At 70.9% G+C, this 23,057-nt stretch carries 19 protein-coding genes; 4 read left to right on the top strand and 15 right to left on the bottom strand.

Features of this window, described 5'->3' with window-relative positions:
• Positions 1–32 precede the first annotated feature (32 nt).
• Together ACIBW9_RS36940 and ACIBW9_RS36935 are read left to right on the top strand one after the other, a co-directional pair.
• Positions 33–2,048, top strand: a complete 2,016-nt coding sequence (locus ACIBW9_RS36940; protein WP_398961542.1) for a hypothetical protein — start codon at positions 33–35, stop codon at positions 2,046–2,048.
• A 153-nt stretch (positions 2,049–2,201) separates the two neighbouring features.
• Positions 2,202–2,570, top strand: a complete 369-nt coding sequence (locus ACIBW9_RS36935) for a hypothetical protein (protein ID WP_398961540.1) — start codon at positions 2,202–2,204, stop codon at positions 2,568–2,570.
• 16 nt (positions 2,571–2,586) lie between these two features.
• Here the strand turns inward: ACIBW9_RS36935 and ACIBW9_RS36930 are convergent, their stop codons facing one another.
• From ACIBW9_RS36930 to ACIBW9_RS36875, 12 genes are all read right to left on the bottom strand, one after another.
• A complete protein-coding gene (locus ACIBW9_RS36930; RefSeq protein ID WP_398961539.1) occupies positions 2,587–2,877 on the bottom strand; it encodes a hypothetical protein in 291 nt (96 codons plus the stop codon).
• Positions 2,878–2,893: 16 nt separating this feature from the next.
• Positions 2,894–3,508 carry a hypothetical protein gene (locus ACIBW9_RS36925; RefSeq protein ID WP_398961538.1) on the bottom strand — a complete coding sequence of 205 codons (615 nt, stop codon included), beginning with the start codon at positions 3,506–3,508 and terminating at the stop codon, positions 2,894–2,896.
• 320 nt (positions 3,509–3,828) lie between these two features.
• The gene (locus tag ACIBW9_RS36920; RefSeq protein WP_398961537.1) at positions 3,829–3,984 is read right to left on the bottom strand and encodes a hypothetical protein; all 156 of its coding nucleotides are present in this window, start codon (positions 3,982–3,984) and stop codon (positions 3,829–3,831) included.
• A gap of 69 nt (positions 3,985–4,053) precedes the next feature.
• A complete protein-coding gene (locus ACIBW9_RS36915) occupies positions 4,054–6,462 on the bottom strand; it encodes an ATP/GTP-binding protein (protein WP_398961536.1) in 2,409 nt (802 codons plus the stop codon).
• Positions 6,438–7,085 (bottom strand): hypothetical protein, encoded by a 648-nt coding sequence (locus tag ACIBW9_RS36910; protein ID WP_398961533.1) that lies wholly within the window; start codon positions 7,083–7,085, stop codon positions 6,438–6,440. The genes ACIBW9_RS36915 and ACIBW9_RS36910 overlap by 25 nt, the downstream gene beginning before the upstream one ends.
• Positions 7,082–8,191 (bottom strand): NlpC/P60 family protein, encoded by a 1,110-nt coding sequence (locus ACIBW9_RS36905; protein WP_398961531.1) that lies wholly within the window; start codon positions 8,189–8,191, stop codon positions 7,082–7,084. The genes ACIBW9_RS36910 and ACIBW9_RS36905 overlap by 4 nt, the downstream gene beginning before the upstream one ends.
• A 38-nt stretch (positions 8,192–8,229) precedes the next feature.
• Positions 8,230–10,974, bottom strand: coding sequence for a hypothetical protein (locus tag ACIBW9_RS36900; RefSeq protein WP_398961529.1), 2,745 nt, complete (start codon positions 10,972–10,974; stop codon positions 8,230–8,232).
• A 1-nt stretch (position 10,975) separates the two neighbouring features.
• Entirely contained in the window at positions 10,976–11,332 is a 357-nt protein-coding gene (locus tag ACIBW9_RS36895) for a hypothetical protein (RefSeq protein WP_398961527.1), read from the bottom strand.
• Complete coding sequence (locus tag ACIBW9_RS36890; protein WP_398961525.1) at positions 11,332–14,022, bottom strand: ATP-binding protein; 2,691 nt, start codon at positions 14,020–14,022, stop codon at positions 11,332–11,334. The genes ACIBW9_RS36895 and ACIBW9_RS36890 overlap by 1 nt, the downstream gene beginning before the upstream one ends.
• On the bottom strand, positions 14,019–14,588 hold the full coding sequence (locus ACIBW9_RS36885) for a hypothetical protein (RefSeq protein WP_398961764.1): 570 nt from the start codon (positions 14,586–14,588) through the stop codon (positions 14,019–14,021). Before ACIBW9_RS36885 ends, ACIBW9_RS36890 begins: the two co-directional genes overlap by 4 nt.
• Entirely contained in the window at positions 14,585–14,926 is a 342-nt protein-coding gene (locus ACIBW9_RS36880; protein WP_398961523.1) for a hypothetical protein, read from the bottom strand. Before ACIBW9_RS36880 ends, ACIBW9_RS36885 begins: the two co-directional genes overlap by 4 nt.
• On the bottom strand, positions 14,923–15,855 hold the full coding sequence (locus tag ACIBW9_RS36875; protein ID WP_398961521.1) for a conjugal transfer protein: 933 nt from the start codon (positions 15,853–15,855) through the stop codon (positions 14,923–14,925). The genes ACIBW9_RS36880 and ACIBW9_RS36875 overlap by 4 nt, the downstream gene beginning before the upstream one ends.
• Positions 15,856–16,559: 704 nt before the next feature.
• On the opposite strand from ACIBW9_RS36875, the gene ACIBW9_RS36870 reads away from it, so the two are divergent.
• Together ACIBW9_RS36870 and ACIBW9_RS36865 are read left to right on the top strand one after the other, a co-directional pair.
• The gene (locus ACIBW9_RS36870; protein WP_398961519.1) at positions 16,560–17,999 is read left to right on the top strand and encodes a hypothetical protein; all 1,440 of its coding nucleotides are present in this window, start codon (positions 16,560–16,562) and stop codon (positions 17,997–17,999) included.
• A gap of 70 nt (positions 18,000–18,069) precedes the next feature.
• Positions 18,070–19,437: a hypothetical protein gene (locus tag ACIBW9_RS36865; RefSeq protein ID WP_398961517.1), complete on the top strand. Its 1,368-nt coding sequence runs from the start codon at positions 18,070–18,072 to the stop codon at positions 19,435–19,437.
• A gap of 284 nt (positions 19,438–19,721) precedes the next feature.
• Here the strand turns inward: ACIBW9_RS36865 and ACIBW9_RS36860 are convergent, their stop codons facing one another.
• The 3 genes from ACIBW9_RS36860 to ACIBW9_RS36850 all read right to left on the bottom strand — a co-directional run bounded on the left by ACIBW9_RS36860 (position 19,722) and on the right by ACIBW9_RS36850 (position 23,017).
• Entirely contained in the window at positions 19,722–20,975 is a 1,254-nt protein-coding gene (locus ACIBW9_RS36860) for a DNA cytosine methyltransferase (protein ID WP_398961515.1), read from the bottom strand.
• A gap of 1 nt (position 20,976) precedes the next feature.
• A complete protein-coding gene (locus ACIBW9_RS36855) occupies positions 20,977–22,071 on the bottom strand; it encodes a phosphoadenosine phosphosulfate reductase (protein ID WP_398961513.1) in 1,095 nt (364 codons plus the stop codon).
• 88 nt (positions 22,072–22,159) lie between these two features.
• Positions 22,160–23,017, bottom strand: coding sequence for a hypothetical protein (locus ACIBW9_RS36850; RefSeq protein ID WP_398961511.1), 858 nt, complete (start codon positions 23,015–23,017; stop codon positions 22,160–22,162).
• Positions 23,018–23,057 lie beyond the last annotated feature (40 nt).

Raw genomic sequence — 23,057 nt, 5'->3', positions numbered from 1 at the left:
CCGTCCGTCGCCCCCTCCTCGGCTATCCGGCGGTGGTGATGACCGGCGGCTACTCGGACCCGGTCGGGCTGCTGACCGTCGACCTGCCGACCGCGCGTGCGGAGGGCCGTGAGGCCGCGTTGCCCGACCCGGACGTCGACGCCGTGCACATCACTGTCCAGGCGCGTGGGCTCATGCAGGATCCGCAGAGCGACGACAGCGGATACGTCACGCTGTATGAGACTGAGCGGGCCTTCTCGAGTGATCCCGAGGCTGCGCTGACGGTGGATCTGTCGTGGACCGATGTCCACGACGCCCGCACTCTCGCCGCCGCGACCGGCCCGGTCGTTCTTCCAACCGCGCGCGACGTGCGCCTGCGCCTGGCCGCGCGGGGACGCGAGGACACCGTCCTCGCGTACTTCGGCGCGGATGACATCCGTCACGGCCCGGCTGTCACCCTCGATCTGCGCGCCGAATCGCGCGACGAGACCGCGCTGTTCGCGCAGGACACCCCCGGGCACCGCTTCAGTGCGGTGCTCCTCCAGCCCGACCCGCCCGTCGACTCCCCGGTCGCGGCCGCGCAGCGCGCGGGCGGGGACGGCGGCCAGCGCCCGGCCGACATAGCCACCCGCCTTGCCGCTCACCTCGGTCTCGCATATGACGGACGAGCCTTCCGAGGACTTCCCGGCCGCCGGACGGTCTTCGGCTGCTCGGGCGCGCTGCGGCATCTCATTGGGCCCGACGGCGCGAGCATCGCGTTCGCGTCGCCGAGCGACCTCGCGCGGCGCTGGTTGTGCGTGGTGCGGCTGCGGCTCGACCGCGACTGGACGTGGGACGGTGTGGCGTACGACGGCATCACGGTGCTGCGCGACGGCACGCCGGTTGGCGCGTTCGCCCCTGGGCGCAGTGTCAGCGCCGAGGCGCTGCACCTGCCCGACGGGGTGGGGGAGCCGGACCGGGGCGCTACCGACCTGGTGTTCTTCGACGCCGTGGAGCCGCACCCGGCGCCGGGTGCGTTCCCGGACGTGCAGCATCCCGTCTACCGGGTCGAGACGGTGTTCCAGGGGAGCCCGACCGCCGATCCGGCCGTGAACCTGGGCATCGCACTGCCGGTGGCCGTAGCGCCGTCACAGGTCCCGCGCGTGGTGTCGGCCGGTATCGCGCTGTCACCGTACGAGCGGTCCGCCGATTACGCGTCGACCGCGCCGCGGCGCCGCATGCTGTGGCTTGAGCTGGACCGGCCGCCGGACGACCCGCACGACGCCTACTTTGCGCGTGTGCTGGCAGTGGCGCCCGACCCGCTGCTCAGCAGACCACGGTTCGTCTCGGAGGAGGAGCCTGTCTCGGTGGCCGAGCCGCCGATGCCGGTCGACCCGGAGTGGATCAGGGTAGTGGTGGAAGGCCAGTCGGACGACCGGGCGGGGCTCGACGCGATGCAACCGCTCATTCCATCCAGCGACTCCCCGCACCACTTTCTGCTGCCGCTGCCGCCCGGGACCGGTCCCGACGACCCAGCGCTGTTCGGCTTCTACACGTACGAACTGCGGGTCGGGCATGCGACGGTGTGGTCGACGGCGCAGGGGCGGTTCGGCCCGCCGTTGCGTGTGACGGGTGTACAGCATCCGCCGCCACAGCTGTCTTGCGCCGCGCTGCGAGACACCAGCGGGATCACGGTGAGCGCGCCGTTCGCCGTGCCGGTCGCGACGGGCGCGGTGGTGCAGGCGGCACCGCCGAGGAGCGCGCTGTGGGTGCTGCTGTATGCGCAGGCAGTCCAGGTCGACGGACAGGACCGACGGAACATCCTGCTCGGCCGCAAGCCCGCGTCGTGGAGCGAGCAGGGCTTCTCGGAGTCGCCTTGGTCGACGCCGTTCGGCACGGCGACGTTCTCGGATGCCGAGGTGCGTGCGACATTGCGGGAGTTCGGATTCGCTGAGGGTGCGCCGCTCAGTGCGCTGGCGGTGGAGGTTTTGCATGGTGAGGACTGGTCGCCCGACCCACTGGGGTCGGGATTGGGCACGGAGAGGGTGCTGAGGAGCTCGACGCTGACCCCGGTCCCGATGATCTGCTGACCGCACGTGGGCGGTGGCGCCCGCGACGATGTGTACCGGCTGGGCCCAAGGATGGGCGAGCGTTGCTGCCAGATGCCCGCGCCAGCCTGGCCAGAGAAGTCACCGCCTGGCCCGCTCCTCACCCCTGCGTGACCAGGCCCAGAATGAAGCCTCATGAACGACGGATCGAGCTGGCCCACGGACAAACTGACCGCGCTCCGTCTCGGCAGGAGGCTGGTTGCGGAAGTCCCGGCATCGCGGCCAGACCGCCGGGCATTTGTGGACGTCCGCCCCGACAAGAGCGGGCCTGATGCCCAAGCTCAGGGCGAGGGCTGGGTTCACAGCAACGCTGAACGCAGCTTCCACCTTGAGCACTGGGAGTACGACCGCGAGCGCATCGACGGCTTCGACTACGACATCGGAGCAGTCCTCCTCGGGTCCGCTGACGCCACGGACGAGTCTGAGCTGATCACTGTGCTCAACGCGTGGGGCGTCCGACCTGACCTCTTCGTCTACCCCTGGGACAGCGAGGACCCCAAGTAGTTCGACGGGGCAGCGGTCAGCTCGTGCAGACGATCAGCCAGCGCTGGGTGACCAATTCCCGGACCGTGTTCTCGAGTCCGCGGATGCGTTTGTTCAGCCCGTCGATCTCTGTGATCATCTCTGTCAGCACCCGGCGGACGTGTGCGCTCATGTCCGTGGTGTCCACCAGGGTGGTCAGTGAGGTCATGCCGGGCCGGCGGGTGAGGTCGCCGGGGGTGTGGTTGAGCCAGAGGTGGGTGTACGCCTTGAGCTGGTTGATCACCATGGTGCGGCGGCGGACGAGGTCGGCCCGTGAGTCGACCAGCACCCGCAGCTTCCCAGGCTCACCGGTCCTGGATGTCCGGCAAGGTGGTATCCGAGGCGGCATAGAGGAACTCCAGGAGCTTGCCGTATGCGTCGCCGTGCGCTCTTTCCTGCTCTGCCCCGTGTTGCGGTGTTTCTGTTTCATGGTCAACCGCATGCAGCCAGTCGATGACTGTGCTGAAATCCGACACCAAGGCGCCACTTGCCGCTTGCGCTGCATCGGCCATCCGCAAGGGGCCTTCCACGAAAACGACGTGCATGAGGCGGCTGAGGTGGCTGTGCAGAGCACGTGCTTCGTTCCAGAGACGGCGGGCGGTTTGGCGGCGCTCTTCGCGTTCTTCAGGAGGGTCGCTTGCTGCAATGCCTCCAAGTTTGAGGGCCGCTTCGCCCAACGTCCCGTGTACTTGGCTCCAGCCTTCGGCGAAGGCCAGGTAGGCACTCTTGCGCGCTTCTCGAAGAGCACGAGTCCGTTCAGCATCTATCTGAAGGCGGGCTTGCCCTAACTGTGTCTCAGACTGGATCTTGGCCTGTTGCTCTGCTTTCCTTCCCGTGATCCACGCGGATGCCGTAGCGCCGACCGCGCCGACGGCGGCGCCAATGACACCACCGAGGAGTCCTGCAAGTCCTGCGTCCATGGCGTGATTCTGCTGGCCGAGCGTTGTGCGTTGCCAGTGGGGAGCGATTGTCGTGCCGGGCCACTCAGTCAAGTCGCTGTGCCTCTGCTGCTGACATCGGCGGCGTAGGCGGCCCAGTCCCCGGCGGATGCCTTCTGCCATTGGACGGCGACTTGGATGTGGACGCCGAGCATTCGGGCGAGGATGGCTGCGGGCAGCTCGGCGGCAAGGATGAACAGGGCTGTGGAGCGGTCCTGTTGGGGGCGAATGCCGATCTTGTGCAGCCGCTGACCGACCTGACTGTCGCTGAGCGGACGCCCTGGTTGTCCTCCGGGGAAGAGTCAGGGGGTGTCGTCCGGAGTGCCGATCCTGGCCTTGCCGCGTCGGTCCCGGCGCCGCGGTAGGACGGTGGCTGCCTTGCCTGCCAGCTCGGTGTTGAGGCGGTCGGCGTCGTGGGTGGCGAGCCAGGTCTGGCTGTACGGACCGAGGCGGAGCAAGAGGTAGGTGTTGTCTGGTCGCCGGGCTTCGAGTGGACGCCGTAGTTCGCCGGCGCCATGCCGACGTCGTCAGGGAGGTCCCGGCCCGCCGCGGCGTGGGTGAACGGCTCGTAGGCCGGGTTCCACACTCCGAGGATCTTGTCCGTCTCGCAGCGCAGCCAGCCGCTGTCTCAGGTCTGAGCTGGAGACTTCGTGGCGTGGGCGATGTGCCATCGTGGCCAGCGTGGACGCGTTCTGCACTACGGACAGTCGTACCGGCGTGGGCAGCCGGGACAGCAGCTGCGTCATGCCGTGGATGTGGCACCGGTACTTACGCAGATCCTCGAACATCGCTGCGATGGTCTCCGGGGCCGCACCCGTCAGGGTGATCAGCTCATCGAAGTACGGGCGGAACGGCACCCGCTTTGCTTCCGGGGTGTCGCGCCGCGAGCGCGCGGCCCGCAACAGATCCCGGGCGAGCAACGCGGTCAGCAACCGGTCGGTCGGGCCGTTGCCGCCCGGGCACACCCACACGATCATCTTGGAATCCATCGCGGCGCGGATGTTGTAGACCCCGACGGGCTGGCCGAGGAAGGCACGGGTGACGGGGTTGGCGGCCAGCCGGGCGATCGGGTTGAGGACGACGGCGAACGCGTCGGGCGGCAGGGTCGGGAACACCGACTGCCACCAGGCGCGGGTCTCCTCATCCAGCTCGCCCGCCACCGCGGCGAGCGCCGCCTTGCGGAAGCCGGCGTCCGTGAGCAGGGCCCGCACATGGAAGATCGTGGCCTGGTCCTCGGGCCGGCCGGCCTGGCAGGCCGCCTCGTTGATCGCGACCAGGACGGTCAGCGCGGCGGTGAGGATGGTCAGCGCCCGCGGGGCGGTCGCGTCGTCCCAGGCCAGTGCGGAGGCGTAGGCGTCGGCGATCGCCTCGACGACCTCGTGCGCCGCCTGCCCGTGGTGCATCCCGAGCGGATTCCATGAACTGACCCGCGGGTTGGGGCCGAGGCCGTTGAGGTCGATCAGGGCGATCCGCGGCATCAGGTGATCGTGTGCCAAGAACGGCAGGGCGCGCGGCCAGGAGTCGCGGTGCGGGTCGACGAAGACGAGTCCGCCGCCGGCGTGGGCCCAGCCGATCGCCTGCGCCAGGGCGCGCTCCGTCTTGCCGCCGCCCGCCTTGCCGACCCCGACCTCGAACAGGGTCTCCTCGGCGTAGGTGGCGACCAGCCGCTCCCGGCCGTCCGGGCCCCGGTAGATGCCCTGCAGCAGCAACTCCGGATCACCGAACTCGAAGGTCGGCAGGTCACCGGCGAGCACCGGCAGACGGCAGTGCACGGTGGGCGGCTTGAGCAGGCCGGTCAGCTCTTCCAGCCGCACCCAGTTCGCCCGCGGTGGCTGGCAGTGCCCCAGGTTCCAACGGCGTTCGAACCCACGCTTGGTGGGCCAGTGGTCGGCGCCGATCCGCCACGGTCCCAGCCGCCAGCCGCGCATCGCCCACCGTGAACGCCCGCCGAACACGTCGAAGGCGGCCTGGAGCTGGGCGAGCCTCGCCTGGGCGCGGCCCTCGGTGTTCGAGGCGCACATCACCAGCAGCTGCACGCGGACCAGGTGGTCGTCCTCGGCGAGCTTGCCCAGCGCCTCGGCCGGCTCGACCCGGCGGGGCACCGTCGGCATCACCAGCCGCCGCCCGGAGCCCGTGCCGGGCTTGTCCGTGAGCAACTGCTGCAGCTGCCAGCCCAGGGAGTCCTCGATGCCGCTGGCGTCCTGCCGCAGCCAGCGCGCGGCCCGCTGGGCCTCCCGACGCTCGGACCGGCGTGCGGCTCCCATCAGCTGCAGGCGGCGTGCCCGCAGCGCCCACTTCGGGGCGCGCTGGATGTCGAGCCGGATCTCAGCGAGGTCGCCCAGCTCGGCGCGCAGGTCGGCTACGGCGTCGATGAGCGGCTGCAGCGGATCGGGGGTGAGGGGCACCTCGCGCAGCGGAGAGGTGAGCTTGCCACGCAGGATGAATTCGGCGCGCACGGTGTGCGTCCGCGGCTCGTCGACGATCGGACGCGCTCGGTTGACGGTGACGTCCGGCCCGAACGGCGTGATGGACAGCAGGCGTTCCCCACCGGCCGGGCCTTCGATGCGGTAGCGCAGCGGCGTACTGCCGTCCGCGCGCAGCCGGATCTGCACGGCCTTCGCCCGGCGGGGCGCCCACCACGGCATGGCCGTGGACGCGCGGGCGAGCTGGACACCGCGCCGGAAGATCTCCTCCAGGCTCGGGTCGAAGTGCCGGGTGGAGACCAACTCCAGGGCCATCCGCTCCGCGGACGCCTTGGCGGCGAGCCGGCGCACCACCATCTCGCCCCCACCCCAGCACACAGCGATGGCCAGGGCGAGCAGGTACCAGTGGTCGTAGAGCCAGTCGACGGCGTCGACCAGGCCGGTGACGAGGCCGAGTCCCTGACCAGCGGCCGTGCCATCGGCCCGGGTCAGGAACGGGGCTGCGGAGTCCACGTCGCTGCTCCCTTCTTGATCGTGTGGGTGAAGAACCAGTCGGTGATGCGCAGGTCGGTGAAGGTGCCGCCGCGGTCCATGCCGGCCCACACCAGATGGACCACCGCCTTGTTCGGGCTGTGGTCGCGGCGGGCGATCGCGGCCTGGATGCGGAAGCGAGCGGTAGCGAAAGCCGGGGCCACTGCCTGGCCCGAGTCGCCGAAGACCTCCGGCCACTTCGCGCGGCCGACTCCGGTGGCGTCCGCGCGCAGCAGCGCGCGACCGGCGGTGAGCAACTCCCGCTCATCGTCGGCGGGAAGGTCGGCAGGCCAGGCCTCCTCCAGGTTCCGCTGGATAGCCCGGTCGCCAGCCACGCCCTCGCCGTGCGGTGGCAGAGCGGACTCGACGGCCGAGGGTGTCGAGGCAGCAGGCGTCACAGTCGCAAGGGGAGCCGTGCCCGCGGGCGGCCTGCCGGCGGGAGGCGAAGCCACCACCGATGGATCCGTGGTCGTGCGCGCCGTCGACGCCGACCGCGAGGCCGGCGGATGCTGCCCGTGCGGCATGCCCAGCAGCACGACGCCGAAGGCAGCGAGAATGACGCTGCTCAGCACCAGCAGGCGTGGTGAGCGCGGGGTGGTAGTCACAGCAGCCGGGCTCCTCCCGCGTAGCCGGACATGGCGTTGACGGCGTCCAGCCGGACGACGGTGCCTGGCCGGGCTGCGTTGACCATCTGGCCGCTGCCCACGTAGATCCCGACGTGATAGATCGTGGAGTCGCGTCCTGGAGCGGTGGCGTAAAAGACGAGGTCACCGGGCTTCAGCGCGCTCGTGCCGAGACTGGCCGGGATCCGCTCGCCGACACCCGCCTGGGCGGCCGCGGTGCGCGGCAGGCTGATGCCGGCCCTCGCGTACGCGTACTGGGTCAGCCCGGAGCAGTCGAAGCCCTTGATGCCGGCACCGCTCTTGCCGCTGGGCGAGCAGCAAAACCCATACGACTTGCCGTTCGCGTTGCCGCCGCCCCACGAGTAGGGGACACCCCGCTGGGAGAGTGCCGCCTCGAGGACGGTGCGGACCTTGCCCGTCACGTCCTTCAGGTCCGGGTCCTTGGCGGCGGCCGTGTACTTGTCGACCCAGCCCAGGACGTTCGAGACGTACTCGCTGGAGTGGTTGTACTGCAGGACCGCGGCCCTCAGCTGCGAACGCTTCGTCAGGTCACGGCCGTTGCCGCACAGGTAGATCGCGGCGCCGAGCGCGGCATCGTCAGCGTTGTGCGGGTCGGCGATCTTGTCGCCGTTGGCGTCCTCGCCGATTCCCTCCCAAGTGGAGGGCAGGAACTGAAAGGGCCCGACGGCGCGCTCTCCGTTCGCGGTGCCGTCCCACTTGCCGCCGTCGGTGTCGGGGAAGACGGTGGTGTTGCCTCCCTGGCCGGAGCCGTTGAGGAGCACCCCGTAGATCTTCGGGCGGATGTCGCCGTTGTCGGCGATGTTCCTGCCGATGGCGTGGTTGGACTCGACCTTGGCGATCCCGGCGAGGATCGGCCAGCGCATGCCCTGGCACTTCGGCACGTACTTGCCGACCTGCTGGACGGCTTTCTTGTAGGCGGTGAGCATCCGGGCCGGGATGTCGGCGGCGCTGCCGCCCTCGGCGATCCCGCTGTCGTCCTGCGCACCCGTCTTCAGCGCGACGTACGCGCTGATCGCGTTCCCCACCGGCGCGGCACAGCACACGGCGGCGAACATCAGCAGCGCCACCACGCATCCCCACCGCCGGACGCGGCGTCCCGGCGGCTTCACTCGTCGTCACCGTCCTCGTTCTGCCGCTGGGCCCGCTCCCGGCGCAGACGTTCGGCCTCGGGCGCCGTGCGCCGCATGAGCTCCTGCATCCGGGCCCGCGCCTCATCACGCGCCCGGTTGCGGGCACCTCCGCTCCCGGGAAGGGCAGACCCGCCGAGATCGGACCGAGGCGGACCGAGAGGGGCCGCCCGGCGGGGAAGCGGCTCCGGCGTCGGAGCTGCCGCCGCGGCACCGCCCGCCGACGGCGCGGGCCGTGCCGGGGCAGAGGCCGGACGCGCAGGGCGTCCGGAGCGGGCAGGTCGAGCGGGTGCAGCCGGGCCGGGGGACGGGGCCGGAGTGGCTGCGGTCGGCAGACGGCGGCCGACAAACGGACCAGGTCCTCCGCGGTCGTCGGCGTGGTCCCGCAGAGTCCGGGCCACGTGACGCCCGGTGTCTGCCCACGCCCGGCCGTCCTCGCGGACGGTGTTGCCCCACACCCGCACCTGCTGGCGGGCGTCCTGGGAGTAGCGCGAGCCACCCGACCGGGCCCGGCGGACGTTCGCCGGCAGACCGACCGTCGCCCCATACGCGGCCCGGCCACCCCGGTTGAGGATGCGGTACCCGCGGAAACGGACCAGCCGGTTGTGGGCGCGCGTCGACAGCAGCGTGCGGTCGCTGTTCTGGTCGTGCAGCACCTGGCCGGTGTTGCGGTCGACGACCTGCCCCTGCTCGTTGCGGTACCGATCGGGCGGGCCTGAGGGCCGGCGCGGACCTGCGCCACCGCCTGAACCACCGTCCCCGCCGTCCGACGGACCGCCCGCGCCCGGGTCCCCGTCGGCAGTGGGCTTGCGCCACTTGGCCAACTGCTCCTTGTCCGGCCGCCGTCCGATCAGCAGCCAGTGCGCGCCCTTGGCGCCGAGCCGTGCACCCAGCCCGCCCACGGCCGCGGCAGCGGTGAGCGGCGCCAGACCGCGCCCGGCTTCGGCCGTGGCATCGGCGAGGATCCCGCCGGTGTCCACCGGCATGCTGGCGCCGTCGAACAGAGAGGTGAGCGCGCCCATCAGCCGCTGCCGCGTGCCGAGCATCCCGAACCTGCCGCCACCCCCGCCGGTGAAGGCCCGCAGGCCTGCGCCGTAGCCGCTCATCGCGGCGGGGGAGTTCATAGCGAGCGCGGCGCCGAGTTCGGAGGTGTCGCCGGGCATGTGGGTGCCGCCGACCTTGGCGTAGCGCATCCGCATGGCCATGCGCCGTCCGAAGGAGGTGATGCCGGTCAACAGGCGGCGGTGTCCGGCCGCGCCGGCGATGGCGAGGACGTCGATGAGCAGGATCCGCTCCACCATCAACTGGGGGCCGTTGGTGATGGTGGCGTCGACGGCGATCCCGAAGAAGGGGATGAACGCGCAGATCCCAACCACGGCCAGGACCGCGATGCCCCACAGGGACAGCCACTTCCACACGCTCTGGCGTGCGGGCCCGGGCAGCATGCCCGCGACAAAGGTGACGCCGCCGGCGGCCGCCGCGGCCGCGCAGATGCCCTGGGTGCCGAGCAGCACGATCGCGCTGGACAGCAGCATGCCGCAGATGAACAGGGCGGCGATCAGCAGCAGGAAGGCACCGCCGAGGCGCCACCAGGTGGGCTTCTCGGCGTAGGCGGCGCACGACTTGCCGACCGGCCCGGCCTTCTTCATGTCGCCGAGGAACGCGGCGAACGCCTGGTCCTCGTCGGTGATGATCGCGTGGGAGGCGTCGAGTAGTTCGCCTCCTGGAGTGAGCGCTGGGAGGTCGTCGGTTTTGCTCGGCGTGCCGTCGACGTCGCGCTCGCAGTACTTCTTGCCTGGCCCGTGGATCAGGCTGCAGGCGTCCTTCGCCTCATCCGAGGGCGTCGAGCGGGGCATGTACCCGCCGGTGATCCACTTCAGGTGGATGGCGTAGGCCTTACGGTCGGAGTCCTTTGCCGGGTCGAGGATGCGTCCGTACTGCAGGAGCATGTACGGCTTAACGATCAGAGCGTTGGTGATCGAGTCCTGGATGGGGCGTGCCACCTCGGTTGAGGAGACCGGTCCTTCGCCTTCACGCTCCAGGCACTTGATCTCGGCGTTGCCTGCCATGCCGGCGCAGGGGTCGTAGCTGGCGAGCTTGCCGCCCCAGTCGTAGGAGTTGACGCTCTGCTGAGCGACCTCGGCGGCCACTTGCTGGGACTGTCCCAGCGGGCCGTCCTGAGCGAGCAGGGTGTCGGGGCGGATGAGAGCCGAGGCAGCGATCGCCCCGATGAGCAGGGTGAGGAAGATTTCGCCCAGACCGCGGCCAACCCGGCCACGCACGATCATGAACCCCGTGAACACGAACGCCCACGCCAGCAAGAGACCCTTCAGCTCGAGGGTGTCGACCACCACGTTGTCGTAGGTGTCGGCAACCTTCTGCGCGGGCTTGGTGAGGATCTTCAACAGCGGGAACCGGAAGGCCACTTCGATCGCCCACCCGGCCAGCCCGACCAGCAGCCGGATCAGGGTGAACAGCCCCGAAAGGGCGAAGGCCAGGGCCTGCGTCCTGAAGGCGACGATGGATCCGCCGTCGGCGTTCAGGTCGTACCCGTCGATCGGCACCCCTTCGGACGAGTAGATGTTCAGCGGGGCGAGCAGGTCTCCGGTCTCGCTGTTGCTGCTGGCGGCGTAGACGACCTGGGTGTTGACCAGGAGGAACACGCCGGTGAGCAGCACGACGAAGCCGGCCGAACGCCAGGTCGCGCGGTCTGGACGGAACACGTCAGTGCCGCCTTTGCCCAGCGGTGGACCGCAGCCGCCACACCACCAGGGCAGCCACACCCGCACCGGCGGTCGCCAGCCTCCACGCTGCACCGGCCACGTCCTGCTGCTTCGCGGAAGCGGTGGTCGCCGTGCCGCGCTCGCAGTACTCCTTGGCCGGGCCCACGATCGCGGCGCAGGGGTCTGGGTGTGCGGTGCGGCTGTCGGCGGCGAAGGCCTGTCCGGTGTGCGGCCACCACGCGTCCGGCACGCCCACCCCGAGAGCGAGGATGACCGCGCCGGCAACGACGGCGATCACGGTGAGGACGCTCGCGGCCGCGGCGACGCGCCGAGAACGGTCCCAGGACGAAGTGGCCATCAGACGTGCTCCTTCGGACGGGCATCCACGGCCTCACCAGCGAGCGGCTCCGGCACGGACGTCCGGGCAGCGCTCGGACGGCGTCCAGGCGTGGTGGTGATGGACGTGGTGATGCGCGGGATGCGGGGGATGGAGGCCTTGACGCGACCGGTGTTCTGCCGCGGGCAGGTCAACAGGAACTCGCCCTCCCGGCCCTTCTGGCCCACGGGGGACAGGCCGGTGGTCACCAGCCGCAGCAGCTCGCCGTCGTTCGGGTCGAGCCCGACAAACTCCAGCCCGCGGCGGGCCCGTTCGCGGTCCGCGGTGCGGGCAAGTGCCCGGTAGGCCATCAACCCGCGGTCCGGGCCGAGCTCCTCGGCGTCGTGGGAAGCGCCCAGCAGGCCGGCGCCGTGCTTGCGGCCGTCGTGGAGGATCTCGTGAACCAGGGCCGTGCCCTCAGCGGACGAGGTGAGCCAGTACAACTCGTCCAGGACCACCGCAGTGAAGCGTTCGGGGTCCTCGAAAGCGGTCTGCCGGGCGAGCGCGGCGATCAGGTAGAGCACCGCACGGCCGATCAGCGCCTCCAGCGGCTGCTGGTGCAGCACCTCCGGCTTGTCGAACGCCTGCTTGGGAGGCAGCTTCAACCCGGTCGTGGTGATCACGATCATGTCGGAGGTGCTGGAGGCGTCCAACCGGACCGGCGGCAGCGTCGGGTCGAAGACCATCCGCGCCAGCGGGTTAGTGGCGACGACGCGGATGAGGCCGGCGAGGGTGGCGGCCGCGTCCTGCCGCTTGCCCGCCTCGCGCGTGGCCACATCCTCGAGGACCTCAAGCACGCGGTGCATGGACGGCTGCGGGCCGGCGGCGGCCTGCTCGACGGCATGGTGGAGGACCTCGCCATTGGTGCTCATGGGCCCGATGCCGAGCTGCAGGGTGAGGTAGGACAGGGCGTAGTGGCGGCCCTCGGGCCCGTCGAACATCCTCAAGGGGTCGATGGACACCTCGGCCTGCGCGGCGTCGATGATCTGGACGCGGCCCTTGGCCGCGGTGCGGGCAAAGGTCGCCCACTCCCGTACCGGGGTGCGGTCGATGCAGATCGCGCAGCCGCCGCGCGCCCACACCGCCTCCGCGATCAGCTTCTGCAGCACGCTCTTGCCCGCGCCGAGATCCCCGACGATCCCCATCGACGCGGACGCGTCCACCTTGGGTGCATCCGCCACGTTGATCATGACGGGGCGGGTGGTACCGCAATCCAGGTCGATGCCGAGGAACATCCCGTTCGGGTCGCCGACCTCCGCGGCGGTGAAGGCACCCGACAGCGCCCAGTCCTCGCTGATCTGATGCTGGGTGAACTCCCGCACCACACCCGTCCGTACGGTGCCGGGCAGACCCAGGGTGAACAGAGCCTCCTGCAGGCCGGCCGGACGAACGGCCCGGTAGTCGGCGCCGCCGAGCAACGCCGCCAGGGCGCGGGCCCTCGCGTCGCAGACGGCAGCGGTCGGCCCCCACACCGTCAGCACCGTCACCGACTGCACCTCGACCTCCACGCTGGTGCGCGACAGGCGGGCATCCAACTCGCCCAGGTCGCGGGCGGCCTCGGTGAGGGAGGCGGGCATGCCGGTGGGGCGGGCGTCGTACTGGTCGGCCTGGTCGATGAGTTCGTTCTTCTTGCGCCGCACCTGCTCGCGGGCCTTCTCCGCGGGCACGAGCGTGAGGTCGACGGTGTAGTCGACGGGGAAGTCGAGCGTCTCCAGCTGGGCGAACAGATCGGCCGCGTCCTGGCTCACGGCGGGCGGGCACTCGGCCAGCGCCAACTGCGCCTGGTAGCCGACACCCGCGTCCGTTTCGACCTGCAGCCACCGCCGCCCGAGCGGCGAGCCGGTGTTCAGCCGCCACCAGGCCTTCCGCCCGGATCGTGTGATCCGGCCCGCGTTCTTGAGTTCGTCGACGTCGTCGAGTTCCGGGTCGATGCCGCCCTCCTGCAGGCGGACCTGTCCGAGGTCGGCGTAGCTGGGGGAGCGCAGCACGCCCTCCCGGATCTGCCCGCCATACAGGTCACTTGTCTCGGCCTCGGCCAGCAGCGGCTCGGCGAGGCCGCGGTGCAGGGCGTGCTGGATCATCCACACGATCTCCGCCGGGCGGGCGGGACGGAACGCGATCCCGCCGGCGAGCGCGGCCTCCACCCGGGAGGCCTCCTCGCGGTAGGCGCTCACCTCGCGCCGCGCCACCGGCGCCGGACGCATGCCCAGCATCGACGCGACCTCGGCCCACACCGCGCCGAGGGACGCAGACGCGTGGAGACCGGTGGATTCGCTCTGCAGGGGCACGGCCAGCCACAGCGTGCGGCGGTGCATCTCCTGGTCGTCCAGGAGATCCAGGGTGGCCTCGACGTTCTCCACCCACGGGTGCCGGCCCGCACCGGGCGCCTGCTCGGCCGGCTCGATGCCCTCGATCATGCGCAGAGCGATCTCACCGGGGTCGACCTGCGCGCACAGCCCGAACAACCTCGGCGTCCCGGACAGCGACCGGATCAGATGGGTGATCTTGGCGAGCTGTTCGTCGCGGACCGCGGCGGGCGCATACGTGCCCTGGACGGTCTCCTCACGCTGGCCCTGCGCGTCCGGCCCCGGGTGCAGCCGGTAGACGGCCCACACGCTGCCCTGCGCCGACCACACCAGATGCCCGGCGATGTGACGGATCGGAACCCTCACCGCGCACCCCCGCTCTGCTGGGCGAGCGCGAGCAGCTGCTGCACCCCCGACACCGGCCCCGCAGCCGCAGCCGCAGACGGCGACATGGTGCGGCGGGGTGCGGACGAGCGACCCACGACGGCCGGCCGGGTGGCACGCCGCCGCACCGCACGGGAGGGCGCGGACTTGGCAGCGGTCCCCGCCGTGGGCTCGCCCTCGATGGTGAAGCCACCGAGCAGCGGTCGCGCAGCGCGGTCGCGGGCGGCCCGCCCACCGATCCGCCCTCCGCTCGGCTGCCAGCCGAGCAGCACCCAGCCCAGAGCGGCCTGCATCGGCGCACGGCCGGCGATCTTCGGCCGGCGCACCGCCCAAATGGCCAGGACCCACGCGACGATGGGGAGCGGCCCCATCCACGACCACCAGCCGATGGTCTTGATCAGGAGGAAGCCGCCACCGACCGCGACCGCGATCTGCGCCGGGGTGTACGGGCCGAGCGGGATCTTCCAGTCGGCGACCTTGCCCAGCACCCAGGGGTGGCGGCGGGCAGCGGTGTAGAAGCGGCCCACCCGCGCCGCGGCCGCGCTCACAGCCACCCCCCGACACCCGGCGAGTGCTCACGGGAGGCCGGGAGCTCGGACTGGACGATGCCGGGGACGGCAGGTGTGCCCTTGGAGGGGTTCTTCACCTCCTCCTCGAACATGTTCGCCAGGCTGTCGCGCGAGTTGTACAGACCCAGCGCGATCACCATCAGCAGCAGGGCCCCGATCCCCGCCTTGAGGCTGAACTTCTGGATCATGATGACGACTACCAGCACGAGCAGACCGGCCTGAAGACCCTTCGTGGCCCAGTCCTTGAACATGTTGATCCAGCTGTCGCCAAGATCGTCCAGCTGCCCGGCGAGCATCAGGCTGTGCACCGTGGTCATCGCGCACCCCCGTCCTGGGCAGTTCCGGACTGAAGCGCCGCGACTTCCCACCGGCCCGAGCGGGCCTTCAGGGCGAGCTCGTACGCCAGCGGCCACCGGCCATCGACGTCCCGGGCTTCCACCAGTGCCAGGACACGCACCTTTGTGCCGTCTGCCGGCACCTGCTCGGCGGCTGCGGCCTCCTCGACGGCCGACACCTGCTCGACGGACACCGCCGAGTACGGGGCGGGGGAGACCGGCGCCAGCGCCACGCCGGGCGCGAGGTAGCGGTCGACCTCTCCGGCGCCGGTTAGGTAGGCGGCAAGGAACTCCCCAACTGCGGAGGACAGGTCACCCTGCGGGACACTCACGCCGTACGGCGGCTTCGGCACCGACGCGCGGACCGGACCGGCCACCACGCCCGGGGCACCGGTCACCGCGAACGAAGCACCCGCGCCGTCGGAGACCACCGGCACGGCGTAGTACCGCACCGAGCCGTCGGTGTACTGCGCAGCCACCGTCACTGACCACGTACCGCCGCCGCGCTGCGCAGTGCGCACCGCCGTCACCGACTGAGGCTTCGAGGGCGCACCCGCAGCCGGGTCGGGCAGCTCGACACCCGGCGCCATCGACTGCGCAAGCCGCGCCTGCGCACGCGTCGCATCGTCGGCGCTGCTGCGCAACCAGGCGCTGACGAACAGCTGCGCATAGCCGCCCGGGTTGGCCGCGGTCGCCGCGGTGCGCACGGCGGTCGGCTTGGCCGGGGTAGCCGCCTGGACCGTGGTCGGGGTGGAGGCGACGGCGACGCACAGGGCGACGGGTCCGGCCGCGATGGCGGTCAGCACCGCCAGACGCGAGAGGCGTACGCGGCGCCGCATCGACGCCAGCTGGGCGCCGGCCGCCATCGGAGCAGCAGCCTCGCTCTGTGAGGCCTGCGTGCCAGGAGACATGGTCAAACTCCCAGGTCAGAACGGATGTTGCTGACCTTGAGAAAACCCGCCGACCCCGACCCGACCACCGACCACCAGACCCCGACCAAGGTCACGATGGGGACACGAAGTCCATGGTCGGGGTCATGGTCGGCCCGACCACAGGCCCGACCACGGCCCAGCCGGGCACGGAGGACAGGACATCGAATCCGGCACACGGCCCCGGGGCCGACACCTGCTGGACGACCACGCGCCGCTCGGCATCCCCCAGCGCAGTGCGCAGACCCACGCCGATCGGACCCCGCTGTACGCCTGCGCACCGCGTAACCCCCGCCTGCGCAAGAGAAGATCAGCAAGCCATGGAGCCAACTGCGCAGCCGCACCGCACAGTCGGCTGCGCAAGACCCTCGACCGGATGCGCAGCCCGATTGCGTAACGTCGGCTCCGAGGCTGCGCAGTTGGGCTGCGCAACCACTGCGCACCCGGGCTGACGGGAGCGTGGTCGGCCCGACCACAGGCCCGACCACGGCAGCTAGACGCCTTCCGTTGCCGGATCGTGACCGATGGTCGGGGCTCATGGCCGTCAGCCTGGTCGGGGTCGGCGGGTGAGCTGACCGCATGGATCACACGCACGCCCGCGCACCCAGGACAGACGACCGCCCCGCCTCGGCGGGCGCGGCACACTGCCCTGGCCACCGCGCACGGGCCGCGTCGGGAGCACGGCGGTGAGCCGCTTCGGGGCAGGGGTCCGCCGGGGCGTGATGGCGGCCGACCAGTTCACCCAGATCGCCAACGGCCTGTTCCGTGACAGCCGGTTGTCCTACAAGGCGAAGGGAATCTTCGGGTACGTCAGCACCCACCGGGACGGCTGGCAGGTCACCCTCGACCAGCTGGTCGCCGTCGGCCCCGACGGGCGGGAGGCGGTACGCGCCGGCCTGAAGGAACTGGAACGGTACGGCTACCTCATCCGCGAACGCCTGCGTCGTCCCAATGGAACGCTCGGCGAAGTCGTCTACTCGATCACCGACCGCCCCGCCACCCTCGACGTCGCCCTCCTGGAAGCCACCTCCACCCTCACGATCGAAGACGCACACGAGACCGGCTTCGGGGCGGGGATCCGGCGCGGGGTGATGGCGGCTGACCAGTTCACCCAGATCGCCAACGGCCTCTTCCGCGACTCGAGGCTGTCCTTCAAGGCGAAGGGCCTCTTCGGGTACGTCAGCACGCACTGGGACGGCTGGCAGGTCACCGTCGCCGAACTGGTGCGGCGCGGCCGCGAAGGCGTCGACGCGGTCACTACGGGGCTGAAGCAGCTGGAGCGGCACGGATTCCTCTACCGCACCCGCGAGCGGAACCCCGACGGCACGCTCGGCCAGGCGCTGTACTTCATCACTGACCTGCCCGCCTTGCAAAACCCCAGGTCGCAGCCAGAGTCGGGTTTTCCAAGATTGGCTGAGCCTACGTTGGCTGATCCCGGCACTAAGAACACCAACAGAAAGAAGACCAACAAGCAGAACACCAGACCCCTCCGTCCGTGCGGCCGCAACGAAGCGACGCCCGCACCGGGACGGACGGACCAGCCCGAGACGCCGCCGTCCCCGTCGGCCCCGCCCGCGGCGGATGAGATGCACCCGGGGATCCGGCTGCTGCTCGAGATCGGGGCGGCTCGCCCCGAACTGCTGTTGACCGGGCAGGCGCTGACCGACCAAGGCCGGGTCGTGACCGTGATGCTGGAGGCCGGCTGGAGCCGCGAGCAGTTGCGGCACGTCATCGCCGCCCGGCCCCTGCCGCAGCCGGTGCGGACCACCGTCGGCGCGATCATCGCCGCCCGCCTGCGTGCCGCCCAGGCCTACCCGCCGCCCGCCATCGCGGCCGGCCACCACGACACACCCGCCTGGGACGACCCGCCGCCGCAGCCGGTGACCGGCTCCGCGGCCGCCCGGACGGTGAGCGAGGCCCTCACCTACCGGGCCCTCGTTGAATGCGCTGGCTGCGGCGTTCCCGGAACCGCCCCCGGCGAGGACCTCTGCCCGGCCTGCCTCGGCTGGCCGCTGTGCCGCACCTGCCCGGGCCCCACCCCCCGGCGCGCCCACCCCGACGGTGACGGCCGCTGCACCACGTGCGCCTCCGCCTTGACCGACCAACCGGAAGGAAGCAGCCCGTGACCGACACGCTCCACTCCCGGCCGCCGACCGCGGCGCACCACGCGCGTCCCTTCACCCGCGATCCCAGGCGGTGGGAGAAGGAACGCCCCGCGCTCTGCGGACCGGCCACGTCCGCGACCACACCTGTACGGCCGCGTGCGAGCTCGTGCTCGTCCACGAACGCACCGGCTGGGGCTGGATCGCGTGGACCGTCCCCGGTGACGGCTTCCCGCCCGAGGCTGCCCACCAGATCGGGGTGCTCACCCCAGCCGCCACTCGAACCCAGCGCCTCGCCCTGCGCTGGCTGACCAGGCGCCCCGCCCGGCGCATCGCGCTGGGCGCCGTCCCCGGATCCCTGCGGCTCTCCGCCGCCGCGGTCGCCCTCCTCAGCCTGATTGCCGGCCTGTTCGCCATCGGCTACGGCGTCCCGGTCGACGTCGCCCTCCCGGCGATGCTGCTCGCTCCGATGCTCGCCGAGCACCTGCCCGGCCGGCTCGACGCCCGGGCCCGCGAACACGTCCTCATCGTCGAAGGCGACCTTGCCGTCCGCTACATGCAGCGCCTTGCCGCCCTGCACACCACGCTCGTCCAGGCCGCCGCCGGCAGCGACCGCTACGAACTGCGCCGCTCGGCCGAGGTCGGCCAGCACCTGCTGTGGGACGCCGCCGAACTGCTCCAGACCCGCTCCCCCCACGTCGCCTCGGCAGAGCTCATCGCACGCGAGCGGCTCATGCTTCAGCTCGCCCACCAGGTTGACCAGATCATCAAGCGCTCTGCCGCCGAGGCCGGCGCTGCAGAAGCGGACCGGCCCCGCCCCGCCGGACAACCGGCGGGCCCACACCGGCCGAACGCCTGGCTGATGGCGGCCGCGGCACCGCGCCCCATCCCCAGCACGTCACCTTCGAAGGGAAGCCTCCTGATGACTGAACCCAACTCCAGCCCAGTTGTCCGAACCCCAGGCGTCTACCTGCTCTTTGCACACGAGCCCTACTACCCCGGCCCCGGCGCCCAGGAGATCAACACCACCGTCGTGTCCGCCGACTCCCTGTTGCACCTGCGGGTGCAACAGCCGGACGGCGCCCGGATCCATGAGCGCCTCACCCAAGGACGGCAGCCGGGCGAGATCATCCCGCTGGCCACGCTGACCCACGAACTCGGCGGAGGCGCCGACTGGGCAGCCGTCGGCGACTGGGAGCGCGTCACCACCGACCTGGTGGGGCTGGTCCGCAACGGAGACTGTGATGCCCTCAGCCTCGGGCTGCCCGAGATCCCGCGCGCCCTCGTCTGCGCCGGCCCCCACAGCAACGTCCGCGCCTACGACGCTGCAGCCCGTGACTTCATCGACTACGGGCCCACTGAACGCGCCGCCGTGCTGGCCGAGATCGATGCGTTCCTCGGGAGCCTCGTGGCCGAGCAGGATCTCTGGCCCGGCGATGGCCTGCTCACCCCGCTCGCCTGAACGGGACAGGAACCCCAACTACGGGTACGCAAGCGGCTTTGCAGGAAAGGGGACTTCACATGTTGCTCGGATTCGAAGGGCGGGCGGTGTGGGCCGATCTCCGGCGCTGCCTGTGCCGCGCTTGGATGGGGCCCGCCAGATGGGCGGAGCGTTCCAGGGGCCCACGGTTGAAGGCCTGAAATCCCCCTCTGGTGGACACAGCACGGCGCCCCAGGCGATCCGCCTGGGGCGCCGCAGCTTTTCCCTCTCATGTACGAGGGTTGCTCACTCGGACCGCCCGGCCATCACGACGGCAGAATCTTCATCGTTTGCAGAGCTGCCCAGGTGGCGACGGTGACGGGCACGGCATCGCCGACCTGGAGTTTCTGATCGGGCTCTTCGCCAGCGAAGACGTGATGCTCGGGGAATCCCTGGGCGAGGGCGTTCTCCTGAACGGTCAGTGGCCGGTACTCGCACTCGTCGATGTCCATACCCGGGGTCGGGCGCGTGAGGTAATGGTGGGCGCCGCCCTGTGCGGTGACCGTGCCGATCGGCATGTCGAGGGACGTCGCCCTGCCGTGGTTGCGGCGGGTGACGATGAACGGCTTGCCGCCGAACAGCCTGTGGCCTTCCACCACAGCGGCGCGGGCCGCAGGCGCGTACGCCTCGAAGTCCTTGCGGTCCTGGCGGCCGTCGCCGAACCGGTGCCCGCGCACCGTCTTGTCGATGACGTCGCCGATGCCCCGGGTGACCGGCTCGACGCGCGCATGGCAGCGCTGGGTCGGGCACACGTAGTAGTACGACCGCTTCTCCTGGGAGGTGCCGCTCTTGGGCATCCTGCGCAGGTAGGCACCGATGCGGCGGCCGCGGCCATTCCGAACGCCCGGCCAGTGCTGGACACCTCGGACCGGACCGCAGTTCGGGCAGATCGAGAGGGGGCGGAGCGACAGGTCGGGCACTTTGCCGATGTCCTTGCGGACCATCACCCACACGAGCCGGTCGCGGTACTGGGGGACCGGGCGAAGGACGGTGCCGTCGGGCATCTCGACGGTGACGTGGGCGGAGTTCACGCAAGCCAGCGTCGCGTAGTAGCCGTGGCGACCGATGACGTCCCACACCCCCAGCCAGGCGTCGAAGAGCCGTGGGTTGCGGGTGAAGAACCCGGGCACGTTCTCTCCCACGTAGGCCAGCGGCTCATGGACGTCGACGTACCGGATGGGCTCCCAGGCGGTCATGCGCGTCTGCTCCCACCGGCTGGGCTTGCCCTGGGTTCCGTCGCCGACGTCGAACTCCAACTGCACCCGGGCCCTGCTGTTGCCGCCGGCAGGAGTGGCTTCCCGGCAGGTCGGCGAGCCGACCACGACGTCCGCCTTGGGCAGGGTGCGCATGTCGATCGTCTGAATCGCTGCTTCGCGCGTGTAGATGCCCGGGACGTTGGCGCGGGCGGTCTTGATGGCCCACGGATTGTGGTTGGCGCCGAAGAGCTGGGTGAATCCGGCGTTCATGAAGCCGCGGCCGTCGCCCCAGCCTCCGCTGAACAGGTGGCCAGAGGTGTACACGTCACGCCTCCTGGCCCGTCGCGGCGGCGGGGTTCCCTGGCGCGCAGCCGTCGCAGCTGCCCGGCAGGGCGTCCGCCGAGGTCCCGGGGCGGACGTAGCGAGCCCGCTTGGCGGGCTTCTTCAGCGAGGCCTCGACGGCGTTCGTCAGAGCCTCGAACTCGGGTCCCTCGTCCTCGATGACCACCCCAGGATCGGGAGCTCCGGGACGGCCGGCCCGCTCGATCAACTCGGCCATGCTGGTGTTGGGGTTGAAGGAGACGCCCCGCACCCGCTCGACGAGGGCGTACAGCTCCGCCAGTCGCGGCCGGCGCTTCACCGCGAGCAGCAGGTCCCGTTGAGAGGCGAGGACACACAGCGAGCAGGAGCAGCGGCTGGATCCCCTCCAATCTCCCGCACCGGGGTAGGAGTCGTAGCACCACTGGTGGGGAAGGCCCTGCTCGTCCGTCCAGTCCTTGACCTCCTGCGTGGTCACCTGGTGGGCGGGGGACCACTCGTGTACGACGCGGGCCGTGTTGTCCGTCGTCGTACGCAGCGCAGGCCGCTTCTTGCGATCCGGGCTCTCATCCGCCCTGATCCCCAGGACGTTCGCACAGACCACCGGACGGCCAAGCTGCTTCTTGCGGGAGCGGACCATGGCGGTGAAGGTGCCATAGATGAGGCCGGTCTTCCAGTCGCTCCGGCAGAACGTCGTGCCCTTCCACGGCCAGTCACCGCGCTCGGCGATGTAGGTCAACAGGTCGTAGGGGACCTGTTCGCCCTCCAGTTCGCGGGTCCGGCGGACCTCGATGTGCCGCTCCGGAGGCACGCCCAGGGCCCGGCTGTGAAGGGCCGCCAGTTCGCTGCTGCCGGGGTAGCGGACGCCGTCGACCGTGACGGCGGGCCACTCCAGGGGACCCAGACTGGCGTGGATGGTGTAGACCCGGTCCTCGACGCCGGCGGCGCGCGCAGCGTCCAGAGCCAGAGCGGCGGCGCGGGGGCCGTCCTTCCCGCCCGAGAGATTGAGGATGAAGATGTCGACCTCGTCCGCGACGAGGGCGGTCATGGGGTCGGCTCCCTCTTCGGTGGGGAACAGACCGAGCTGCAGGCTGCTGCTCATGCGCGACGTCTCCTGGTGAGCTGAGTTGGTGACCTGTCGGCCGGGCGTTGCCGCGCCCGGCCGACAGAGAGGGAACTGGACTGGCGCCTCAGGCGTGGGACTGCCGGGGCGCGTCCCGGAGGACGGGGCAACCACCGTGCTCGTCGGCGCACTTGAGTACGGCGGCCGCCAGAGCCGCGGTGTCCGCGGCGCGGGTCAGGTCCCGGCGGGAGCGGTAGACCTCGCCGGAGCTGTCGTTGAAGTCGCCCCACACGGCGAGCCAGTCACCGCGGTCGCCAGTCGTCTGCTGGTAGCCGACCTCGCGCCCGGGGGCGCCCGTCCTTCGGATCGTGACCTCGGAGCCGTCGGCGAGGGGGACGCGCAGGTACGGTCCCGTGCTTTCGTGGACGGGGATCCAGTACAGGCCCTCCGCCTCCAGCTGTCCCATGAGCGCGGTCGTGTCGTCGTCGGGTAGGTCGGCGAGCTGGAGTTCACGGGTGTAGTGGGTGAGCGTGATGTCGAGGACCCGGAGAGTGGACACGTCGACGCGCACGGCCTGGGCCCGCTCCTGGTTCTTGACGGTCCACTCGTAGAAGTAGCGGACGTCGTCGCCGGTGCGCAGAACGGTCGGTCCGAAGCCGGTCAGGGAGCCGTTCTCAAGAGCACGAGCGAACCTGAAGAACCGCTTCACCTCGTGAGCGCCGGCCGGTAGCTCCGGCAGCAGGGTCGGCTGGCCCTTGCCAGGCAGGTCGGCAAAGCCGATGAGCGTGCTGGCTGTGACGAGGGTGTGCTCGGCGAGCTCCATCCGGGCCGTCTCCGGGCGGGAGGACCAGAACTTGTGCCAGTAGCGAGCGGGCGAGACCGACAGCAGCCCGGTGCTGCGGGACACGGACCGGCCTCGCGTGTCGTAGGCCGCCACCGTCCAGTAGACGGTGCGCTGTTCGGGAGTGAGAGGAGATGTGATCACGTCTGCTCCTGAGATGGCTGGTGATCGTTCCAGGTTGCCG

It is taken from the genome of Streptomyces sp. NPDC049541, from assembly GCF_044465725.1.
Classification (GTDB): Bacteria; Actinomycetota; Actinomycetes; order Streptomycetales; family Streptomycetaceae; genus Streptomyces.
This window is presented reverse-complemented; position numbering and strand designations above follow the sequence as displayed.